This window comes from Filibacter tadaridae, from assembly GCF_900609045.1.
Taxonomy (GTDB): domain Bacteria; phylum Bacillota; class Bacilli; order Bacillales_A; family Planococcaceae; genus Sporosarcina; species Sporosarcina tadaridae.
In genome coordinates this window covers 43,470-58,538 of record NZ_UXAV01000020.1, presented here as the reverse complement: position 1 = coordinate 58,538, position 15,069 = coordinate 43,470, and the positions used below count along the sequence as shown (strand labels likewise).

The 15,069-nt window shown below is 43.2% G+C and carries 16 protein-coding genes; 14 read left to right on the top strand and 2 right to left on the bottom strand.

The genetic code is table 11. From position 1 onward, the window contains the following. Nucleotides 1-136: 136 nt before the first annotated feature. The 8 genes from FILTAD_RS03225 to FILTAD_RS03190 all read left to right on the top strand — a co-directional run bounded on the left by FILTAD_RS03225 (nt 137) and on the right by FILTAD_RS03190 (nt 8,531). A complete protein-coding gene (locus FILTAD_RS03225; RefSeq protein ID WP_124069071.1) occupies nt 137-1,162 on the top strand; it encodes an ABC transporter ATP-binding protein in 1,026 nt (341 codons plus the stop codon). Continuing rightward, a complete protein-coding gene (locus FILTAD_RS03220; RefSeq protein ID WP_124069070.1) occupies nt 1,143-2,069 on the top strand; it encodes an ABC transporter ATP-binding protein in 927 nt (308 codons plus the stop codon). Before FILTAD_RS03225 ends, FILTAD_RS03220 begins: the two co-directional genes overlap by 20 nt. Before the next feature lie 17 nt (nt 2,070-2,086). Further along, entirely contained in the window at nt 2,087-3,055 is a 969-nt protein-coding gene (opp4B, locus tag FILTAD_RS03215; RefSeq protein WP_124069069.1) for an oligopeptide ABC transporter permease, read from the top strand. Nucleotides 3,056-3,085: 30 nt separating this feature from the next. Next, a complete protein-coding gene (locus tag FILTAD_RS03210) occupies nt 3,086-4,000 on the top strand; it encodes an ABC transporter permease (protein ID WP_124069068.1) in 915 nt (304 codons plus the stop codon). 23 nt (nt 4,001-4,023) lie between these two features. Continuing rightward, nucleotides 4,024-5,847 carry an oligopeptide ABC transporter substrate-binding protein gene (gene opp4A, locus FILTAD_RS03205; protein WP_415579325.1) on the top strand — a complete coding sequence of 608 codons (1,824 nt, stop codon included), beginning with the start codon at nt 4,024-4,026 and terminating at the stop codon, nt 5,845-5,847. A gap of 133 nt (nt 5,848-5,980) precedes the next feature. Further along, nucleotides 5,981-6,904 (top strand): S66 peptidase family protein, encoded by a 924-nt coding sequence (locus FILTAD_RS03200; RefSeq protein ID WP_124069067.1) that lies wholly within the window; start codon nt 5,981-5,983, stop codon nt 6,902-6,904. Between the two features lie 69 nt (nt 6,905-6,973). Continuing rightward, complete coding sequence (locus tag FILTAD_RS03195; RefSeq protein WP_238988130.1) at nt 6,974-7,912, top strand: C40 family peptidase; 939 nt, start codon at nt 6,974-6,976, stop codon at nt 7,910-7,912. A gap of 142 nt (nt 7,913-8,054) precedes the next feature. Then, entirely contained in the window at nt 8,055-8,531 is a 477-nt protein-coding gene (locus FILTAD_RS03190) for an acyl-CoA thioesterase (protein ID WP_124069066.1), read from the top strand. Nucleotides 8,532-8,594: 63 nt separating this feature from the next. On the opposite strand, the gene FILTAD_RS03185 is transcribed toward FILTAD_RS03190, so the two are convergent. Together FILTAD_RS03185 and FILTAD_RS03180 are read right to left on the bottom strand one after the other, a co-directional pair. Next, nucleotides 8,595-9,068 (bottom strand): immunoglobulin-like domain-containing protein, encoded by a 474-nt coding sequence (locus FILTAD_RS03185; RefSeq protein ID WP_124069065.1) that lies wholly within the window; start codon nt 9,066-9,068, stop codon nt 8,595-8,597. A gap of 560 nt (nt 9,069-9,628) precedes the next feature. Further along, a complete protein-coding gene (locus FILTAD_RS03180) occupies nt 9,629-9,997 on the bottom strand; it encodes a VOC family protein (protein ID WP_124069064.1) in 369 nt (122 codons plus the stop codon). A gap of 172 nt (nt 9,998-10,169) precedes the next feature. Here FILTAD_RS03180 and FILTAD_RS03175 point away from each other — a divergent pair, with 172 nt between their 5' ends. The 6 genes from FILTAD_RS03175 to FILTAD_RS03150 all read left to right on the top strand — a co-directional run bounded on the left by FILTAD_RS03175 (nt 10,170) and on the right by FILTAD_RS03150 (nt 14,922). Further along, nucleotides 10,170-10,904: a sulfite exporter TauE/SafE family protein gene (locus FILTAD_RS03175; RefSeq protein WP_124069063.1), complete on the top strand. Its 735-nt coding sequence runs from the start codon at nt 10,170-10,172 to the stop codon at nt 10,902-10,904. Between the two features lie 329 nt (nt 10,905-11,233). Then, nucleotides 11,234-12,016 carry a hypothetical protein gene (locus tag FILTAD_RS03170; RefSeq protein ID WP_124069062.1) on the top strand — a complete coding sequence of 261 codons (783 nt, stop codon included), beginning with the start codon at nt 11,234-11,236 and terminating at the stop codon, nt 12,014-12,016. Between the two features lie 2 nt (nt 12,017-12,018). After that, a complete protein-coding gene (locus FILTAD_RS03165) occupies nt 12,019-12,387 on the top strand; it encodes a GntR family transcriptional regulator (protein ID WP_124069061.1) in 369 nt (122 codons plus the stop codon). Beyond that, the gene (locus tag FILTAD_RS03160) at nt 12,380-13,078 is read left to right on the top strand and encodes an ABC transporter ATP-binding protein (protein ID WP_124069060.1); all 699 of its coding nucleotides are present in this window, start codon (nt 12,380-12,382) and stop codon (nt 13,076-13,078) included. Before FILTAD_RS03165 ends, FILTAD_RS03160 begins: the two co-directional genes overlap by 8 nt. Before the next feature lies 1 nt (nt 13,079). Continuing rightward, a complete protein-coding gene (locus FILTAD_RS03155; protein WP_124069059.1) occupies nt 13,080-14,003 on the top strand; it encodes an ABC transporter ATP-binding protein in 924 nt (307 codons plus the stop codon). Next, nucleotides 13,981-14,922, top strand: coding sequence for an ABC transporter permease (locus FILTAD_RS03150; protein ID WP_124069058.1), 942 nt, complete (start codon nt 13,981-13,983; stop codon nt 14,920-14,922). Before FILTAD_RS03155 ends, FILTAD_RS03150 begins: the two co-directional genes overlap by 23 nt. Nucleotides 14,923-15,069: the final 147 nt, after the last annotated feature.

Here is a 15,069-nt window from a genome sequence, read left to right as displayed (position 1 = left end):
TATGAAACATTGAATGCATTTGGTATTCTGAAAAAATAGTATTGCCACCCATTTAATTGTGTAGTATATTAAGACAAGCGATCCGATATCTGAAAATTTACTAATCGTTTTATAGTCTAGCAAGGAGGTAAATTTCTTGGCAAACCCAGTACTAGAAATAAAGAATCTGCGCACATCATTCAACATCAAAGGTAATTATTACGCCGCAGTAGATGATGTGTCCTTAACTGTCCATGAGAATGAAGTTGTTGCCATTGTAGGAGAGTCGGGTTGCGGAAAAAGTGCCCTTGCATTATCCATTATGGGGCTGCACAATCTAAAAACGACAAAACTCGAAGGTCAAGTTAACTTCAAAAGTCAAAATCTTTTGTCACTCTCTGCTTCTAAACTAAATAAAATTCGTGGGAAAGACCTCGGAATGATTTTCCAGGACCCAATGACGGCGCTTAACCCATTGGCGACAATTGGAAGACAAATTGAGGAACCAATGGATTACCATATGAAACTATCATCGGCCGCAAAGAAGAAACGTACACTTGAACTTCTTCGACGCGTTGGTATCAAGAACGAACAACGCATCTATAGTCAATATCCACATGAACTGTCAGGTGGTATGAGACAACGTGTCGTCATTGCCATTGCACTTGCGTGTGATCCGGTATTACTTATTGCGGATGAACCGACAACTGCTTTAGACGTTACAATCCAAGCACAGATAATGGATCTTATGAAAGAACTTCAAAACCAAATAAAATCAGGCATCATCCTGATTACACATGATCTTGGTGTTGTTGCTGAAATGGCCGATCGTGTAGCGGTCATGTATGCAGGTGAAGTAGTGGAAATTGCGGAAGTACGTGAGTTATTTATGAATCCATTACATCCCTATACCCGTTCTCTACTTAACTCAATCCCATCGAATATGGAAGATAAAAAAGCATTACACGTGATTGAAGGAATAGTTCCGTCCATCCAAAAACTTGATCGTACAGGTTGCCGGTTTGCACCGCGTGTTGCATGGGTGCCGGAACATGAGCATGAGGAAAGCCCGACTCTACATGAAGTAGAACCAGGTCATTTCGTTCGCTGCACATGCTATAAAAACTTCCACTTCCCGGAAGAGAAAGTAGGAGATGAGAGTTATGTCACTACTAAAAGTTAATGATATGAAAATTCACTTTCCGATACGGGGCGGCTTTTTCCGCACAGTAGTCGATCACATTAAAGCTGTGGATGGCATAAGTTTCGAATTGGAACCTGGCGAAACATACGGCCTTGTAGGTGAATCGGGCTGTGGCAAGACTACAACGGGGCGTGGGATTATTGGGCTGAATACTATCACGGGCGGAGAAGTTCTTTTTGAAGGAACAGACCTTGCAAAACAAAGTCGATCGGAAAGACGGAAACATGTAAAAGATATTCAGATGATTTTTCAAGATCCGTATTCGTCATTGAATTCACGGAAAAACGTCTTGAATATCATCGCGGAACCACTTCGCAATTTCGAGCGTATGTCGCCCGGTGAAGAGTTGAAACGAGTTCAAGCACTTGTTGATCGTGTTGGGTTAAATCCCGAGTCGATTTATAAGTACCCACACCAATTCTCAGGCGGACAAAGGCAACGTATCGGGATTGCACGAGCACTTATGTTAAATCCGAAGCTAATCATTGCCGATGAACCCGTATCTGCACTTGACGTATCGGTACAAGCGCAAGTATTGAATTTCATGCAAGAAATTCAAAAGGAATTTAATCTTACCTATCTTTTTATTTCACATGATCTAGGTGTTATCAAACATTTATGTGATCGAATCGGTATTATGTACAAAGGTCGTTTTGTTGAAGAGGGAACAGCTGCCGATGTATACAATAATCCGCAACATCTATACACGAAAAGACTAATTGCGGCTATTCCGGAAATGAACCCGGAGAAGCGATTTGAGAAAATGCATCTTCGCCAAGCCATTAATGAAGAATACAGAACAGACTATGATAGCTATTTTGATAAGGACGGACGGATGTTTGACTTAAAGAGTGTTTCTGAAACACATTCCGTTGCAGTGCAGTAAAGGAGGATTATGAAAAGATGCTGAAGTTCATCATAAGAAGAATGTTAATCATGATCCCCCAACTTATTCTGCTCAGCTTAATCATCTTTGTTTTGGCAAAGGCGATGCCGGGTGATGCGGTTACGGGTGCATTCGTGTCAAATCCAAATGCAACGCCGGAACAAATGGAGAAAATACGGGAAAGTTTCGGCCTGAATGACCCTTGGTACGTGCAATACGGGCATTGGATTGGAAAAGCGGTACAGGGTGACTTCGGTATGTCATTTGTGCATAAGCAACCGGTGACTCATCTACTTGAGAGTAGGGTAGCCAATACACTACTGTTGGCCGCGGTTACAATGATTGTCACCTATATAATCTCAATCCCGCTTGGAATTATAGCGGGAAGGTGGACAGATACTTGGGCAGATAAAATAATTGTTACATACAACTACTTTGCGTTTGCGACACCACTTTTCGTATTTGCATTACTCATGCTTTTCCTATTCAGTTTTATACTTGGATGGTTCCCTAGTGGAGGAAGTGTTGACATAAGGATTGAGACAGGTACATGGGAATACTTTGTTGACAAAGCGAAGCACCTATTCCTGCCTGTTATGTCAGGGGCATTGCTAGCAACGTTTGGTACAATACAATATCTGCGGAACGATATTATCGATACGAAATTGAAAGACTTCGTCAAGACCGCCCGCTCCAAGGGGGTACCCGAAGGCAAAGTATACACACGCCATATTTTGCGTAACTCTTTGTTACCGATTGCGGCATTCCTTGGTCTTGAAATTACTGGTCTAATTGGCGGCTCTATCTTTATTGAATCAATCTTCAGTTATCCAGGACTCGGACAACTTTTCATACAGTCCATCGGTACGCGTGACTTTACGGTCGTTACGGCTCTTGTCATGATTTCAGGCACAGCTGTAGTTGTTGGGACAATGCTTTCAGATATCATCCTAAGTATTGTCGATCCGCGTATTCGAATTGATTGATGGAAATGAAAGAAGAGGAGGGGAAAACGAATGAAAGATACAGTTACATTGAATACGAAAGAATTAGTGGCGCAGGAAAAGCTGAATAACCCGTCGTTTATGAAGACGGTTTGGCGTGAGATAAAGCATGATAAGATGGCATTGGGATCACTTGTTGTTCTTTTCATCATCTTGGCGACCGCCTATTCATCGCCCCTTTTCATCGACGCAGAAGCGCTTACGCGAGTCAACTTCCTGAAAAACTGGAACGCGCCTTCCGCTGAGAACTGGATGGGTACGGATGACGCTGGACGGGACGTATTTGGTCAGCTGATGCTGGGAACTAGAAACTCATTCACAATTGGTATTTGTGTAACATTGATTGCTGGATTGTTCGGCTTGACTGTTGGTCTTATTTCCGGCTTTTATGGTGGTGTTGTCGATAACATCATTATGCGTATTATCGACTTCCTAATGGTCCTACCAGCATTGATGTTCATCATTGTTTTTGTAACTATTGTTCCAAATTATACGATCTTCAGTTTCATCTTAATCATGAGTGCGTTCGCATGGTTTGGTAAGGCAAGGCTTATACGATCTAAAGGGTTGGCAGAAAGGGAGCTAGATTATATCAATGCTTCCAAGACGTTAGGAACGCCTAGTTGGAAAATCATGTTTTTTGAAATGTTTCCCAACCTCAGTTCCATCGTCATTGTGAATATGACACTTACACTTGCAGGAAATATTGGGTTGGAGACTGGTTTAACATTTCTTGGTTTCGGTCTTCCGGCGAGTACGCCATCTCTAGGAACACTCATTAGTTTCGCGAGAAATCCGGATATTGTGCAAAATAAGTGGTGGGTATGGTTACCTGCAGCATTACTGATTCTAGTAATGATGCTGTGTATAAATTACGTTGGGCAAGCGGTTAAACGTGCGTCTGACGCAAGACAAAGATTGGCGTAAAAAAAACAGGGGAGGTAATACAATTGGCAAAGAAGCAACTATTGCTACTCGTCGGTCTTATGCTCGCACTTAGCGTTTTTCTAGCGGCGTGTACGGGAAAAGAAAAGAGCGAAGAAGGCGACAAAGCAGCAAGTAAAGATGGGGATGACAAAGGAACCGAAGAGACAACGAAGGATGAACCTGCTGAAGAAGAGGCCCTTGATTTCCCTCTTGACGTTTCAAACAAAGAAGCAGCAATAGAAGATGGTGAACTAACGTACGGACTGGTTTCTGATTCTCCGTTCGAAGGTACATTGAGCACAGTATTCTACTCCGGCGCACCTGACGCTGAAGTAATGCAGTTCTTCACTGAAGACTTGCTAGCTGCTGATGGAGACTATTTAATCACAAATGAAGGTGCTGCAACGTACGAAATTTCTGATGATAACAAGAAAATTAAAGTGATGATCAAAGACAATGTCAATTGGCATGACGGGGAGCCTGTAAAAGCATCCGATTTACTTTACTCTTATGAGCTTCTAGGACATCCGGATTATGTCGGTGAACGTTATGACTTCATGAAAGAAAATGTCGTAGGTATGCCTGATTACCACGCAGGAAAAACGGACAAAATTTCTGGAATCAATGTAATCGATGACAAAACAATTGAATTCACATTCACAGAAGCAACACCATCTATTCTTTCCGGGTTTTGGTCAACACCTACACCACGTCACCATGTCGGCGATGTGATGACCGGTGAACTAACAATGGAAGAATTAATGGCATCTGATAAGATTCGTGTAAATCCAATCGGTTTTGGACCTTACAAAGTTGCAAAAATCGTTCCTGGTGAATCTGTACTTTATGAAAGATACGAAGATTACTGGAGAGGGAAACCTGCTCTTAAATCAATCGTTTTAAAAGTAGTAAGCTCTGCAACTGCACTAGAAGCACTTAAAAAAGGTGAAATTGACTATGCTGATATTCCAGCTGACCAATACTTGAATGCAAAAACAATTGAAAATGTAGAACTTCTTGCAAAAGTGGATCTTGCATACACATATATCGGTTTCAATCTTGGTGAATGGGATGCTGAGAAAGAAGAAAATGTTATGGATCCAACTAAAAAAATGGCCAATAAACTTGTTCGCCAAGCAATGTGGCACGCAATGGATAACGAAACAATCGGTAAAGAACTTTACCACGGTCTTCGTTTCCCAGCTACAACATTGATCATCCCTGTATTTGAAGGCTTCCATGATTCAAGCAATGAAGGACGTCCATATGATCCTGAAAAAGCGAAAGCGCTTCTTGACGAAGCTGGATATATCGATGTTGACGGTGACGGCTTCCGTGAAAATGACAAGGGTGAAGAATTCGTTCTTAACTTCGCGTCAATGGAAGGCGGAGAAACAGCTGAACCAATCGCAAAATTCTACATGCAAAACTGGGCTGACGTCGGCATTAAAGTTCAATTATTGGACGGTCGCCTACACGAATTTAACGCTTTCTACGATTTGTTGAAAAAGGATGATAAAAGAGTTGATATCTACCAAGGCGCATGGGGAACTGGTTCAGATCCAGATCCTGAAGGCCTATACGGAAGAACAGCTGCGTTCAACTACCCTCGTTTTACGAGCGAAAAGAACGACGAGCTTCTAGAAGCTGGAACATCTGAAAAAGCATTTGATACTGAATACCGTAAAGATATCTACAATCAATGGCAAGAACTTATGGTTGAAGAGGTACCGGTTGCTCCGACTGTATACCGTTATGCTCTAACTGCTGTTAACAAGCGCATTGTTAACTACTCAATCGATCCAGGTTCAGACCTATGGTTGTATGAAATGGGTGTATCTGAATAATAACGATTTACTAAAAACCGCCATCTGGGAAACTAGATGGCGGTTTTTCAAAATTATTTGAGGTACTATTTAGTGAAAGAGACTATGTCCGTGTTAGGCACCGACATAATCTCGGGAAAGGGAGTTAGTAATTATGAAAATACGACCACAGCGCTTGCAACAAGGGGATACGATTGGGATCATTGCGCCTTCTAGTCCACCCAATCAGGAAAATCTTCAGAAGTCATTGGCTTTTCTTGAGGAACTCGGACTGAAATGGCAATTCGGCAAGCATGTCAAAACGGCTCATGGCTATTTAGCCGGAACAGATGAAGAACGTTTGGAAGACTTGGAAGACATGTTTGCAAATCCGAACGTCAAAGGAATCATTTGTGCAGGTGGCGGATATGGGTCCGCCCGTTTTACAGATAAAATAGATTTGCAGCTGATGAATGAAAATCCGAAAATCTTTTGGGGATTCAGCGATATTACATTTCTCCATACTGCAATCGGACGATACTCGAACCTGGTGACGTTTCATGGTCCAATGCTTGCATCATGCGTCGGGAAGGACTCGTTCCATGAATTGTCCGCTAAAATGTTTCAACAGTTGTTTCAGCCGATGGAACTACATTACACAGAAGACATTTCACCACTTGAAACGATTACCGGCGGCGTTGCGCAAGGTGAGCTCGTCGGAGGGAATTTATCACTGCTAGCAAGTGGAATCGGAACACGTTTCGAAGTGGATACGAAAGGGAAGATCCTTTTACTGGAAGACGTTGGTGAAGAAGCGTACCGAGTGGATGGCCTTTTGAATCAATTGCGATTGACTGGGAAATTGAATGATGTAGCGGGAATTATCGTCGGTGACTTTTCCAAAACAGAACCCAAAAGGAAAAAAGAGACATTGTCATTGGACGAAGTATTCGACCATTATTTAAGTGATCTTGGTGTACCAGTCCTAAAAGGTTTTAAAATAGGCCATTGTCAGCCGCATTTTGCAATTCCGCTGGGCGTTAGTGCAAAATTGGATGCAGATAACAAGACATTAACAATTTTACCAGGCGTAGAATGAATGAAGCATCTATATAAGTTGCAGTGCTAGGGAAATGGATGAGACCTCCCGGAAAAGGAGTGGAGTGAGATGAAGATGGAGACAACGTTGAATACATGGTATTGTTCGGTTTCAGTCGCTTCGGTGTGGACATCGCCTGAATCTGCCCGTGCTATTGATGAGTTAGGATTGATAAATCCCGTCCGATTGAACGACTGGCTTGAGAAGTTACCTTATGAACAACGCTTAGACCTATGTGACGGCAATCGTATCCAGACACAATTGCTGTACGGTGAACCGGTAATTCTTGAAGGCGTGCAAGGCGATTGGGCGAAAGTCATCGCCGTCTGGCAACCATCGAAAAAGGATGAACGAGGCTATCCGGGATGGGTACCACTTGCACAGTTAAAGGAAGCACAACCGATTGATGCACAAGGGTTCGCAAAGGTGACGGTAGGAAAAGCACAACTGCTGCATACAGATGGCACGCCACTTGTTGTGGTCCCTATGAATACGTTGCTGCCATACGTCGGAGAAGAAGGTGATTATTTACGTGTTTGCACGCCGGATGGCTATGCATTGTTATTGAACAGTGATGCAGTTCGGGCACCGTCCATCCACCAGTTTGCGAAATCACCCCCCCTTGTAGCCGTTGATAAAGGGCTCACATTTCTTGATCTGCCTTACTTTTGGGGAGGCATGTCCTCTTATGGATATGATTGTTCCGGCTTCACGTATAACATGCTAAAGGCTTGCGGACATTCTATACCGCGGGACGCGGGTGATCAGGCGAGAGGTGGAGTGGAAATCCTTATGGGTAATGTTGAGCAATGGGAAAAAGGCGATTTACTCTTCTTTGCAAATGATGAAGGACAAGGCAATGTCCGGCACGTCGGGTTTTATTATGGAAACGGGCTGATCCTTCATTCACCTTCCACAGGCAAGTCGATTGAACTGTTGAAGTTGGCAGGTTCGAGCTTGGAAAGCGAACTTTGCGCGGTCAGACGTTATGGTACAGTGGAAGGTTAATAGAATGAAAAAGTTGGCATCCGGTTGTCTTAACCGTTATTTGAATATAACTTCTTTTTATTAAATGAATGCGTAGTTTAGTATCCCGTGCGAAAATGGGTATACTAGCTAAAGATGCTACTAATAGAAAGAGGTTAGACAAATGACGGCAAAACAGCCGATGGGCCAATCCCGTACCATTCAAACTAAACTTGTACTACCACCGGACACGAATCACTTGCAGACGATTTTCGGAGGGCATGTGTTGTCGTACATAGATGAAATTGCTGCAATTACGGCAATGAAACATGCGCATACAGCAGTCGTCACAGCGTCAATCGATTCGGTGGATTTCGTTTCATCTGCACGTGTCGGGGATGTATTAGAACTTGAAGCCATCGTCAGCTCAACCGGTCGTTCTTCAATGGAAGTGTTCGTTTCAGTCCACTCCATGAATTTGCTTACAGGCGAATCAAAACTGACTACAGAATCATTCTTAACGATGGTTGCGATGGATGCAAACAACAAGCCAACGCCAATACCAGGCATTTTCCCGGAAACCGAAGTGGAAAAGTCACTATTTGAAACAGCTCCTGCCCGCCGCATACATCGGAAGCAGCGAAGTGAAATGAAACACTAATTGGAAAAGGTCCGCATACATTTGCGGGCTTTTTTATTGATTAATAAAGTAACTTTACGCCTATCACTTCACCGAAAATGTCGCCGCTACTGAAACTTCATAGAACGGGTCAACATGCGTTGAAAATGATTTTACAAGCCGATATTCACCTGGTAAAAGCTTTAAGCCAAGCGCTTCTATGGAAAAAGTCTGTCGCGCCTTGCCCCCCGCTAACAATAAATGCCCCGTATCCTTAAAACGCTGATTTCTCAAAAATACCGCATCCGAATACGTCATCATATACCATTGTCCATCAACGCTAACTTCAATCGTGTAAAACTCGCCGTAACTGAAATCAATTGAACTATCATTACGAATAATGGTTGTTATTTCAGAGGGGGGTCCTTCGTAGGAATCCTCAAGTAATTCAAGTGAAAGACCTTCTTCAACTGATTGTATGACCTGATCAGGTGTGGGATCCGGTAAAATCGGGAGTGGGTCATCTTTTCCGCATCCTGTAAGAATAAGTATGAGTGCAAATATAATGAAACGCTTCATATCAGCACCTCCACCTCTAGCGTACGCCAATTTCATAAAACAGACATTGACACCCATCAAGAATCGAAATTTTTATTGCCGGGGTTTTTGGAGTTGTATGGACAATGCTGTGAACTGTCATGGCGAATGGAGAACTGTAAGGACAAATCCAAGAACTGTCATGGCAAATAGGGAAACTGTAAGGGCAAAGTATGGAACTGTAATGGCTCGTACAAACTGTAAGGACAAATCCGAGAACTGTCATGGCAAATGGGGAAACTGTAAGGGCAATGTGCGGAACTGTGAGGGCCCGCGCGAACTATGAGGACAAATCCTGGAACTGTCATGGCAAATGGGGAAACTGTGAGGGCAAAGTGCGGAACTGTAATGGCTCGTACAAACTGTAATGACAAATCCGAGCACTGTCATGGCAAATGGGGAAACTGTGAGGGCAAAGTGCGGAACTGTAATGGCCCGCGCAAACTGTAAGGACAAATCCTGGAACTGTCATGACGAATGCGGAACTGTGAGGGCGGAGCACGGGACTATAATATCCCGCGCAAAATATCATGCCAACCTTGTCAACTAAATTCCAAAAACTCAATACGGTTGCCAAATGGATCGTGTGTGAAAAAGCGCGAACGACCATCAATCGGCAGTTCTTCACTGACCACGTAATCAGCCTTTTCCAATCGAGTTTTCAATAACTCTAACGCAATCACTGTAAACCCTGGGTGTGCTTTTTTGGCGGGCATAAAATCACTTTGAATGCCGATATGCACTTCTTGAGCACCACAGAGGAACCAACAACCGCCGCGCGCCTTCAAGTTTTCGGGTTTTGGAATTTCCTTCATGCCAAGCAATTTACCATAGAAAATCCGCGCCTTTGCTTCTGAATTTGGCGGTGCCGCAATTTGGATGTGATCCAATCCTGTAATGTAATCCGTCATCTTCCATCACTCCTTTTTAGGTGGTCCCTCCATTATAGAGGTCAATCAGTATGGACACCATGTCCCCTTTGTAACGACTCAACATAAGGAATACTTATTCACTTTATTGAAAGTAAATAAGTTTCCTGAATTGTCGATAACACGTATACTGAGGTGGAAGGTGGTGTTCGGCATGGACTATATACTTTTATATTTTATCGGCATGGCGGCGATGACGCTTGGTACACTTGCGGGTGGAGGCGGGCTGATCACATTGCCAGCAATGTTGCTTATGGGGATTCCGATCCATTCCGTCATCGGCGCCGGGAAGATTTCGACGACGGTCAGTTCATTTTCAACATTTTTGACAGTCCTACTGAAAAAGCAGATTACCCTGAAAGAGTCTATATGGATTCTGCCTGTATCACTTGCAGGTGGTTCCATCGGCGGTTTCATTGCAACAAGGTTATCGGAAAGTACAATGTACACTGTTGCGATTGTTCTGCTTGTCTTTGCATTTCTTACATCTTTCCTGTCCAAAGTCGACTTTTCGGGTCAGGAAATGTTGCATCCTACAAAGGCAGCGGTCCCGGGACTCTTCGGAATCGGCTTGTATGACGGTATTTTCGGTCCTGGACAAGGCACACTATTGCTCTATTTGTTCGGTCATTTGCATATCGCCTATATTCGCGCCATCGGTTTCGTCCGACTAGCCACATTTTCCAGCGGGTTCGGTGCTGCCCTCAGTTTCATAGCGATGGGGAAAATAATTTGGCCGGTCGTTTTTGCCCTCTTGGCAGGTTCATTATCGGGCGCGCAGATCGGCGTCCGACTAGCAGAAAAGTTGAACCCTCGCCACGTAAAAATACTACTGCGTCTAGTCACCATCGCCTTGATCCTCCAATTGATTGTTAAAAGCTTATTATAAATCAAACACCTCTTTCATTTGCATTGGAGAGGTGTTTTTGTGAGGTTTAAAATGGATTGTTGTTCATATAGCTGCATTTCAGTCCCCTCAACACTAGATGGATATGTAGAAAAAGTATATACATGTTGAACAAATGAATACTTATACTAACTAAGCTAAGGGGGAGCCGAAGCCATAGGACTAGTAGCAGAGCAGCTAGGCTAGGCGTGTGGCATCCCCGAGTGCTGTAAGGAATTCAATGTAATTCTTTATTTCACCTAACCCTTTACATTCCATTTGAATATGGTGTACTATATAACTAACACAGTGGTACAGAAGGAGGCGACGGAATGAATCAATGGAATGGATTAGTGAAAAGGGAATGGATTCCGATGAGGGGCTCTTTAATACTAGGCGTATTGTTGTCGCTTGTCGTTCTATCGCTTTTCCCTTCTCTCATTAATCGTCTTATGGGAGGGGAACTGGAGAACTTCGAAATCACATTAGTTCTCTGCTTCATATGGGCAGGTGCCAGTGTGTTTGCTCCGCTCGCTGCGTTTATCATTTCGCTGCAAAGGGATATGAAGCGACCTGATATTTGGCTTCACTCAACGGCTTCTATTTTCAAATTGATGGGTTCGAAAGCATTTTTAGCGATGGTGATCGGGGTTGTGAGTTTGTTGATACCCACTCTTGTTCTTGCAGTCCGTTTTACAATTTCGGGTTCTCGGGAAATGGCTTTTGGGGAATTGTTTTTATTCGGAAGCATTTTTATCGTACTGATTTTTGTTGCCTCGCTTTCTTTCTTGAGCATCGGTTTCTTCTTTTTCACCATTGATCGCTTAGTGAAAAGGTATTTGAAAGGTTTTTCAATCCTCTTTACACTCATTCTCTTTATATTTTCATTAAAGCTCTATGGACTATTCATCCTTTCCGCTTTTTACAAGAAAGTTATTCAATCCGGACCGGTTAATATAGTAGATATCGTAAATCCGAACATCGCTGTTAACTTTGATTATTTTGTGTTGGCGGATACGACCTTCTATACGGGTGAAGTATTGTTCGAAATATTTACCATTGTCGTCCTATTCATGGCAGCTTCGGTCCTGTTCGAGAAGAAAGTAAGGTTATAACGATGGGCATTGACTTTCTACCTGATAAACCCATCTACCAACAACTTATTGATCGAATTACGGGGGATATCATCCGCGGTACCCTAATTCCCGGGGAGAAATTGCCGTCCGTCCGCGACTATGCTATTGAAGCCGGTGTCAATGCTAACACGATGCAGCGCGTGTATAAGGAGTTGGAACAGCTCGAGCTCACTGAAACGAAGAGAGGGCAGGGATCTTTCGTGACGGAGGATGAATCACGGATTGCCCGGCTGCGCGATGAGATGAAGGAACAGCTCGTGACTTCTTTCATCCAAAGCGTCGAGGCACTGGGCTTCACGACAACGGAAATGACTGAGCATCTTCGGAAAAGAGGTGGGGAAAATGATTGAACTAAAGGAAGTGTCAAAGAAGTATGGCGGTCGGAAAGCGCTTGATGGCTTGACGCTTACGCTGCCGCAAGGAAAGATCATCGGTTTAGTGGGGGAGAACGGCAGCGGAAAAACGACGTTGCTGAAACTGATTGCGGGGTTATTGACGCCTGATTCTGGAAGAGCCACATATGGCGGTAGTAAAATCACGCGTAAAATTGCATCCAATCTCGCTTATATGCCGGATACCGATCTGTTTTATCCATGCTTTACCGTTAACCAGTTGTTCGATTTCTACGACACGCAGTTCGCTGATTTCAATCCGATAAAAGCGAAAGAAATTGCACAGTTTTTAGCGATTGAACTTGATTCAAAAGTAAAGAGTTTGTCCAAAGGAAATCGAGGTCGTGTTAAAATTGCGACGACGCTCGGACGTGAAGCGGATTACTATTTGTTGGATGAACCGTTTTCAGGACTTGACCCGATGGTGCGGGATGATATTACAAAAGGGCTCATTCGCTTCACCGACCCCGAGCGGCAGACAGTTATCATGTCCACGCACGAATTAAAAGAAATGGAACCATTGCTCGATGAAATCGTAGTACTAAGAGAGGGCCGCGTGATTGCGCATGAAGCGGTCGATGAAATCCGTGATACACACGGGAAGGACGCCACCACGTGGATGGTGTCATTGTTTAGGGAGGGAAGATGACATGGAGACGAAACCAGTAGTAGAACTGAAGAATTTATCGAAAACGATTGGCTCTAAAAAGATTATCGATGATTTGAGTTTGTCATTATATCCAGGCCAAATCACAGGGTTTCTTGGACCGAACGGGGCGGGGAAAACAACGACAATTCGTATGATGGTCGGACTGATGAAAATATCTGGCGGGGATGTAATTATTGATGGGAAATCACTCAAGGATGATTTTGAAGAAGGGCTTTCTAAGGTAGGCGTTATCGTTGAAAACCCAGAAATGTATAAATATATGTCCGGTTATAAAAACCTGGTTCATTTCGCGCGTATGCATAAGGGTGTCACAAAAGAGCGCATTAATGAAATTGTGAATCAAGTCGGTCTGCAAAACCGGATTAAAGAGAAAGTATCGACGTACTCACTTGGAATGCGTCAACGACTCGGACTTGCACAAGCACTTCTGCACCGACCTAAGTTCCTTATACTGGACGAACCAACCAACGGGTTAGATCCAGCAGGAATACGAGAATTTCGGAATTATTTACGCGTTATCGCGGAAAATGAAGGGGTTTCTGTGTTCGTTTCCAGTCACATGCTTTCGGAAATTGAATTGATGTGTGATCGGATTGCCATCATTCAGAACGGAAAGTTGGTAGATATCCGCGATGTAGCAGGAGCGGATGAGTCGCATTATTATATTGAAGCATTCCCGACTGCCAGCGCGCACGACTTACTGGTTGCTGAAGGATTTACCGTGGAAGCATTTAAAGAAGGATTTATCATCAATGCTGAAAAGACACGAATTCCAGGAATTATCCAACAAATGACGGCGCAAGAGATGCAAGTATTTACGGTTCAATCACACCGCAAAACGTTAGAAGATCAATTCTTGGAAATGACAGGAGGTGGCCAAATTGCTGAATCTCATACAAAATGAATGGATGAAACTGTGGAGTAAAAAAGGGACTTGGCTTATGACCGGTCTATTAATCCTTGCTGTTATCGGCATGATGGGACTTGCGAAGTGGATAGACACAATGGAAAGTGGTGGCAGTCAGGATTGGAAAACGAATGTTAAACAAGAACTGACTTACACAAATGAAAGCTTAGAAGGTCCAAATTTACCTGCGGATATGAGAGAGAATTTCGAGGAAGATAAAAAAGTTCTCGAGTATCGGTTAGAACATTCAATTGCACCATTAGAAGGATCAAGTCGTGAAAAAATGATTATGAACTCATCCACGATTGGTAGTTTTGTCGTATTATTAACGGTTATCGTTGCTGCAGGTATCGTAGCAGTGGAATTCTCGCAAGGCACTATAAAAATGCTTTTGTCGAGACCTATTAAACGCTGGAAGATCCTCACATCAAAATTTGTGACGGTAAATCTATTCGGCATTATGCTCATGTTACTTGGATTCGCTATTTCAATTCTTGCTGCATATCTTTTATTCCCTTCAAGCGGTGGGAAAGAGCTAGTTTGGAATGGTAGTGAAGTTGTTACAGTATCTGTGTGGGGTAAAGGACTTTATATGTTACTTCTTTCATTCGGAAATGTTTTTGTCACGTCGACGTTTGCGTTTATGGTTGGTAGTGTGTTCCGTTCTAACGGGCTGGCAATCGGACTTTCGCTCTTCATTTACTTCACAGGGTCGACGGTTGTTATGCTACTTTCAAAATATGAAATAGCGAAGTATATTGTCTTCACGCATATGGATTTAACGCAATATGCAACAGGTTACCAACTAATAGAAGGCATCACAATGCCATTCTCGCTAGCCGTACTTGCTGTGTATATCATTATTTTCTTAGTGATTAGTTACATTGTATTCGGTAAAAGAGATGTTACGGCATAATTCTTTCAGGTACTATAATTTATTGAAGCAAAAAGCCTTCCGGAAATGGAAGGCTTTTTTGCTTGGTTGCTATGCGTGGAACTTATTTGTGTGCACAACCCCGTAAACTGTTCCTAAGAAGACTATTGCGAAAAAAGCATACATAAT

Excerpts from the sequence above, each read along its gene's own strand:
- FILTAD_RS03220 (WP_124069070.1), top strand. The coding sequence starts at position 1,143 with ATGTCACTACTAAAAGTTAATGATATGAAAATTCACTTTCCGATACGG.
- opp4B (WP_124069069.1), top strand. The coding sequence starts at position 2,087 with ATGCTGAAGTTCATCATAAGAAGAATGTTAATCATGATCCCCCAACTT.
- FILTAD_RS03210 (WP_124069068.1), top strand. The coding sequence starts at position 3,086 with ATGAAAGATACAGTTACATTGAATACGAAAGAATTAGTGGCGCAGGAA.
- FILTAD_RS03200 (WP_124069067.1), top strand. The coding sequence starts at position 5,981 with ATGAAAATACGACCACAGCGCTTGCAACAAGGGGATACGATTGGGATC.
- FILTAD_RS03195 (WP_238988130.1), top strand. The coding sequence starts at position 6,974 with ATGAAGATGGAGACAACGTTGAATACATGGTATTGTTCGGTTTCAGTC.
- FILTAD_RS03190 (WP_124069066.1), top strand. The coding sequence starts at position 8,055 with ATGACGGCAAAACAGCCGATGGGCCAATCCCGTACCATTCAAACTAAA.
- FILTAD_RS03185 (WP_124069065.1), bottom strand. The coding sequence starts at position 9,068 with ATGAAGCGTTTCATTATATTTGCACTCATACTTATTCTTACAGGATGC.
- FILTAD_RS03180 (WP_124069064.1), bottom strand. The coding sequence starts at position 9,997 with ATGACGGATTACATTACAGGATTGGATCACATCCAAATTGCGGCACCG.
- FILTAD_RS03175 (WP_124069063.1), top strand. The coding sequence starts at position 10,170 with ATGGACTATATACTTTTATATTTTATCGGCATGGCGGCGATGACGCTT.
- FILTAD_RS03170 (WP_124069062.1), top strand. The coding sequence starts at position 11,234 with ATGAATCAATGGAATGGATTAGTGAAAAGGGAATGGATTCCGATGAGG.
- FILTAD_RS03165 (WP_124069061.1), top strand. The coding sequence starts at position 12,019 with ATGGGCATTGACTTTCTACCTGATAAACCCATCTACCAACAACTTATT.
- FILTAD_RS03160 (WP_124069060.1), top strand. The coding sequence starts at position 12,380 with ATGATTGAACTAAAGGAAGTGTCAAAGAAGTATGGCGGTCGGAAAGCG.
- FILTAD_RS03155 (WP_124069059.1), top strand. The coding sequence starts at position 13,080 with ATGGAGACGAAACCAGTAGTAGAACTGAAGAATTTATCGAAAACGATT.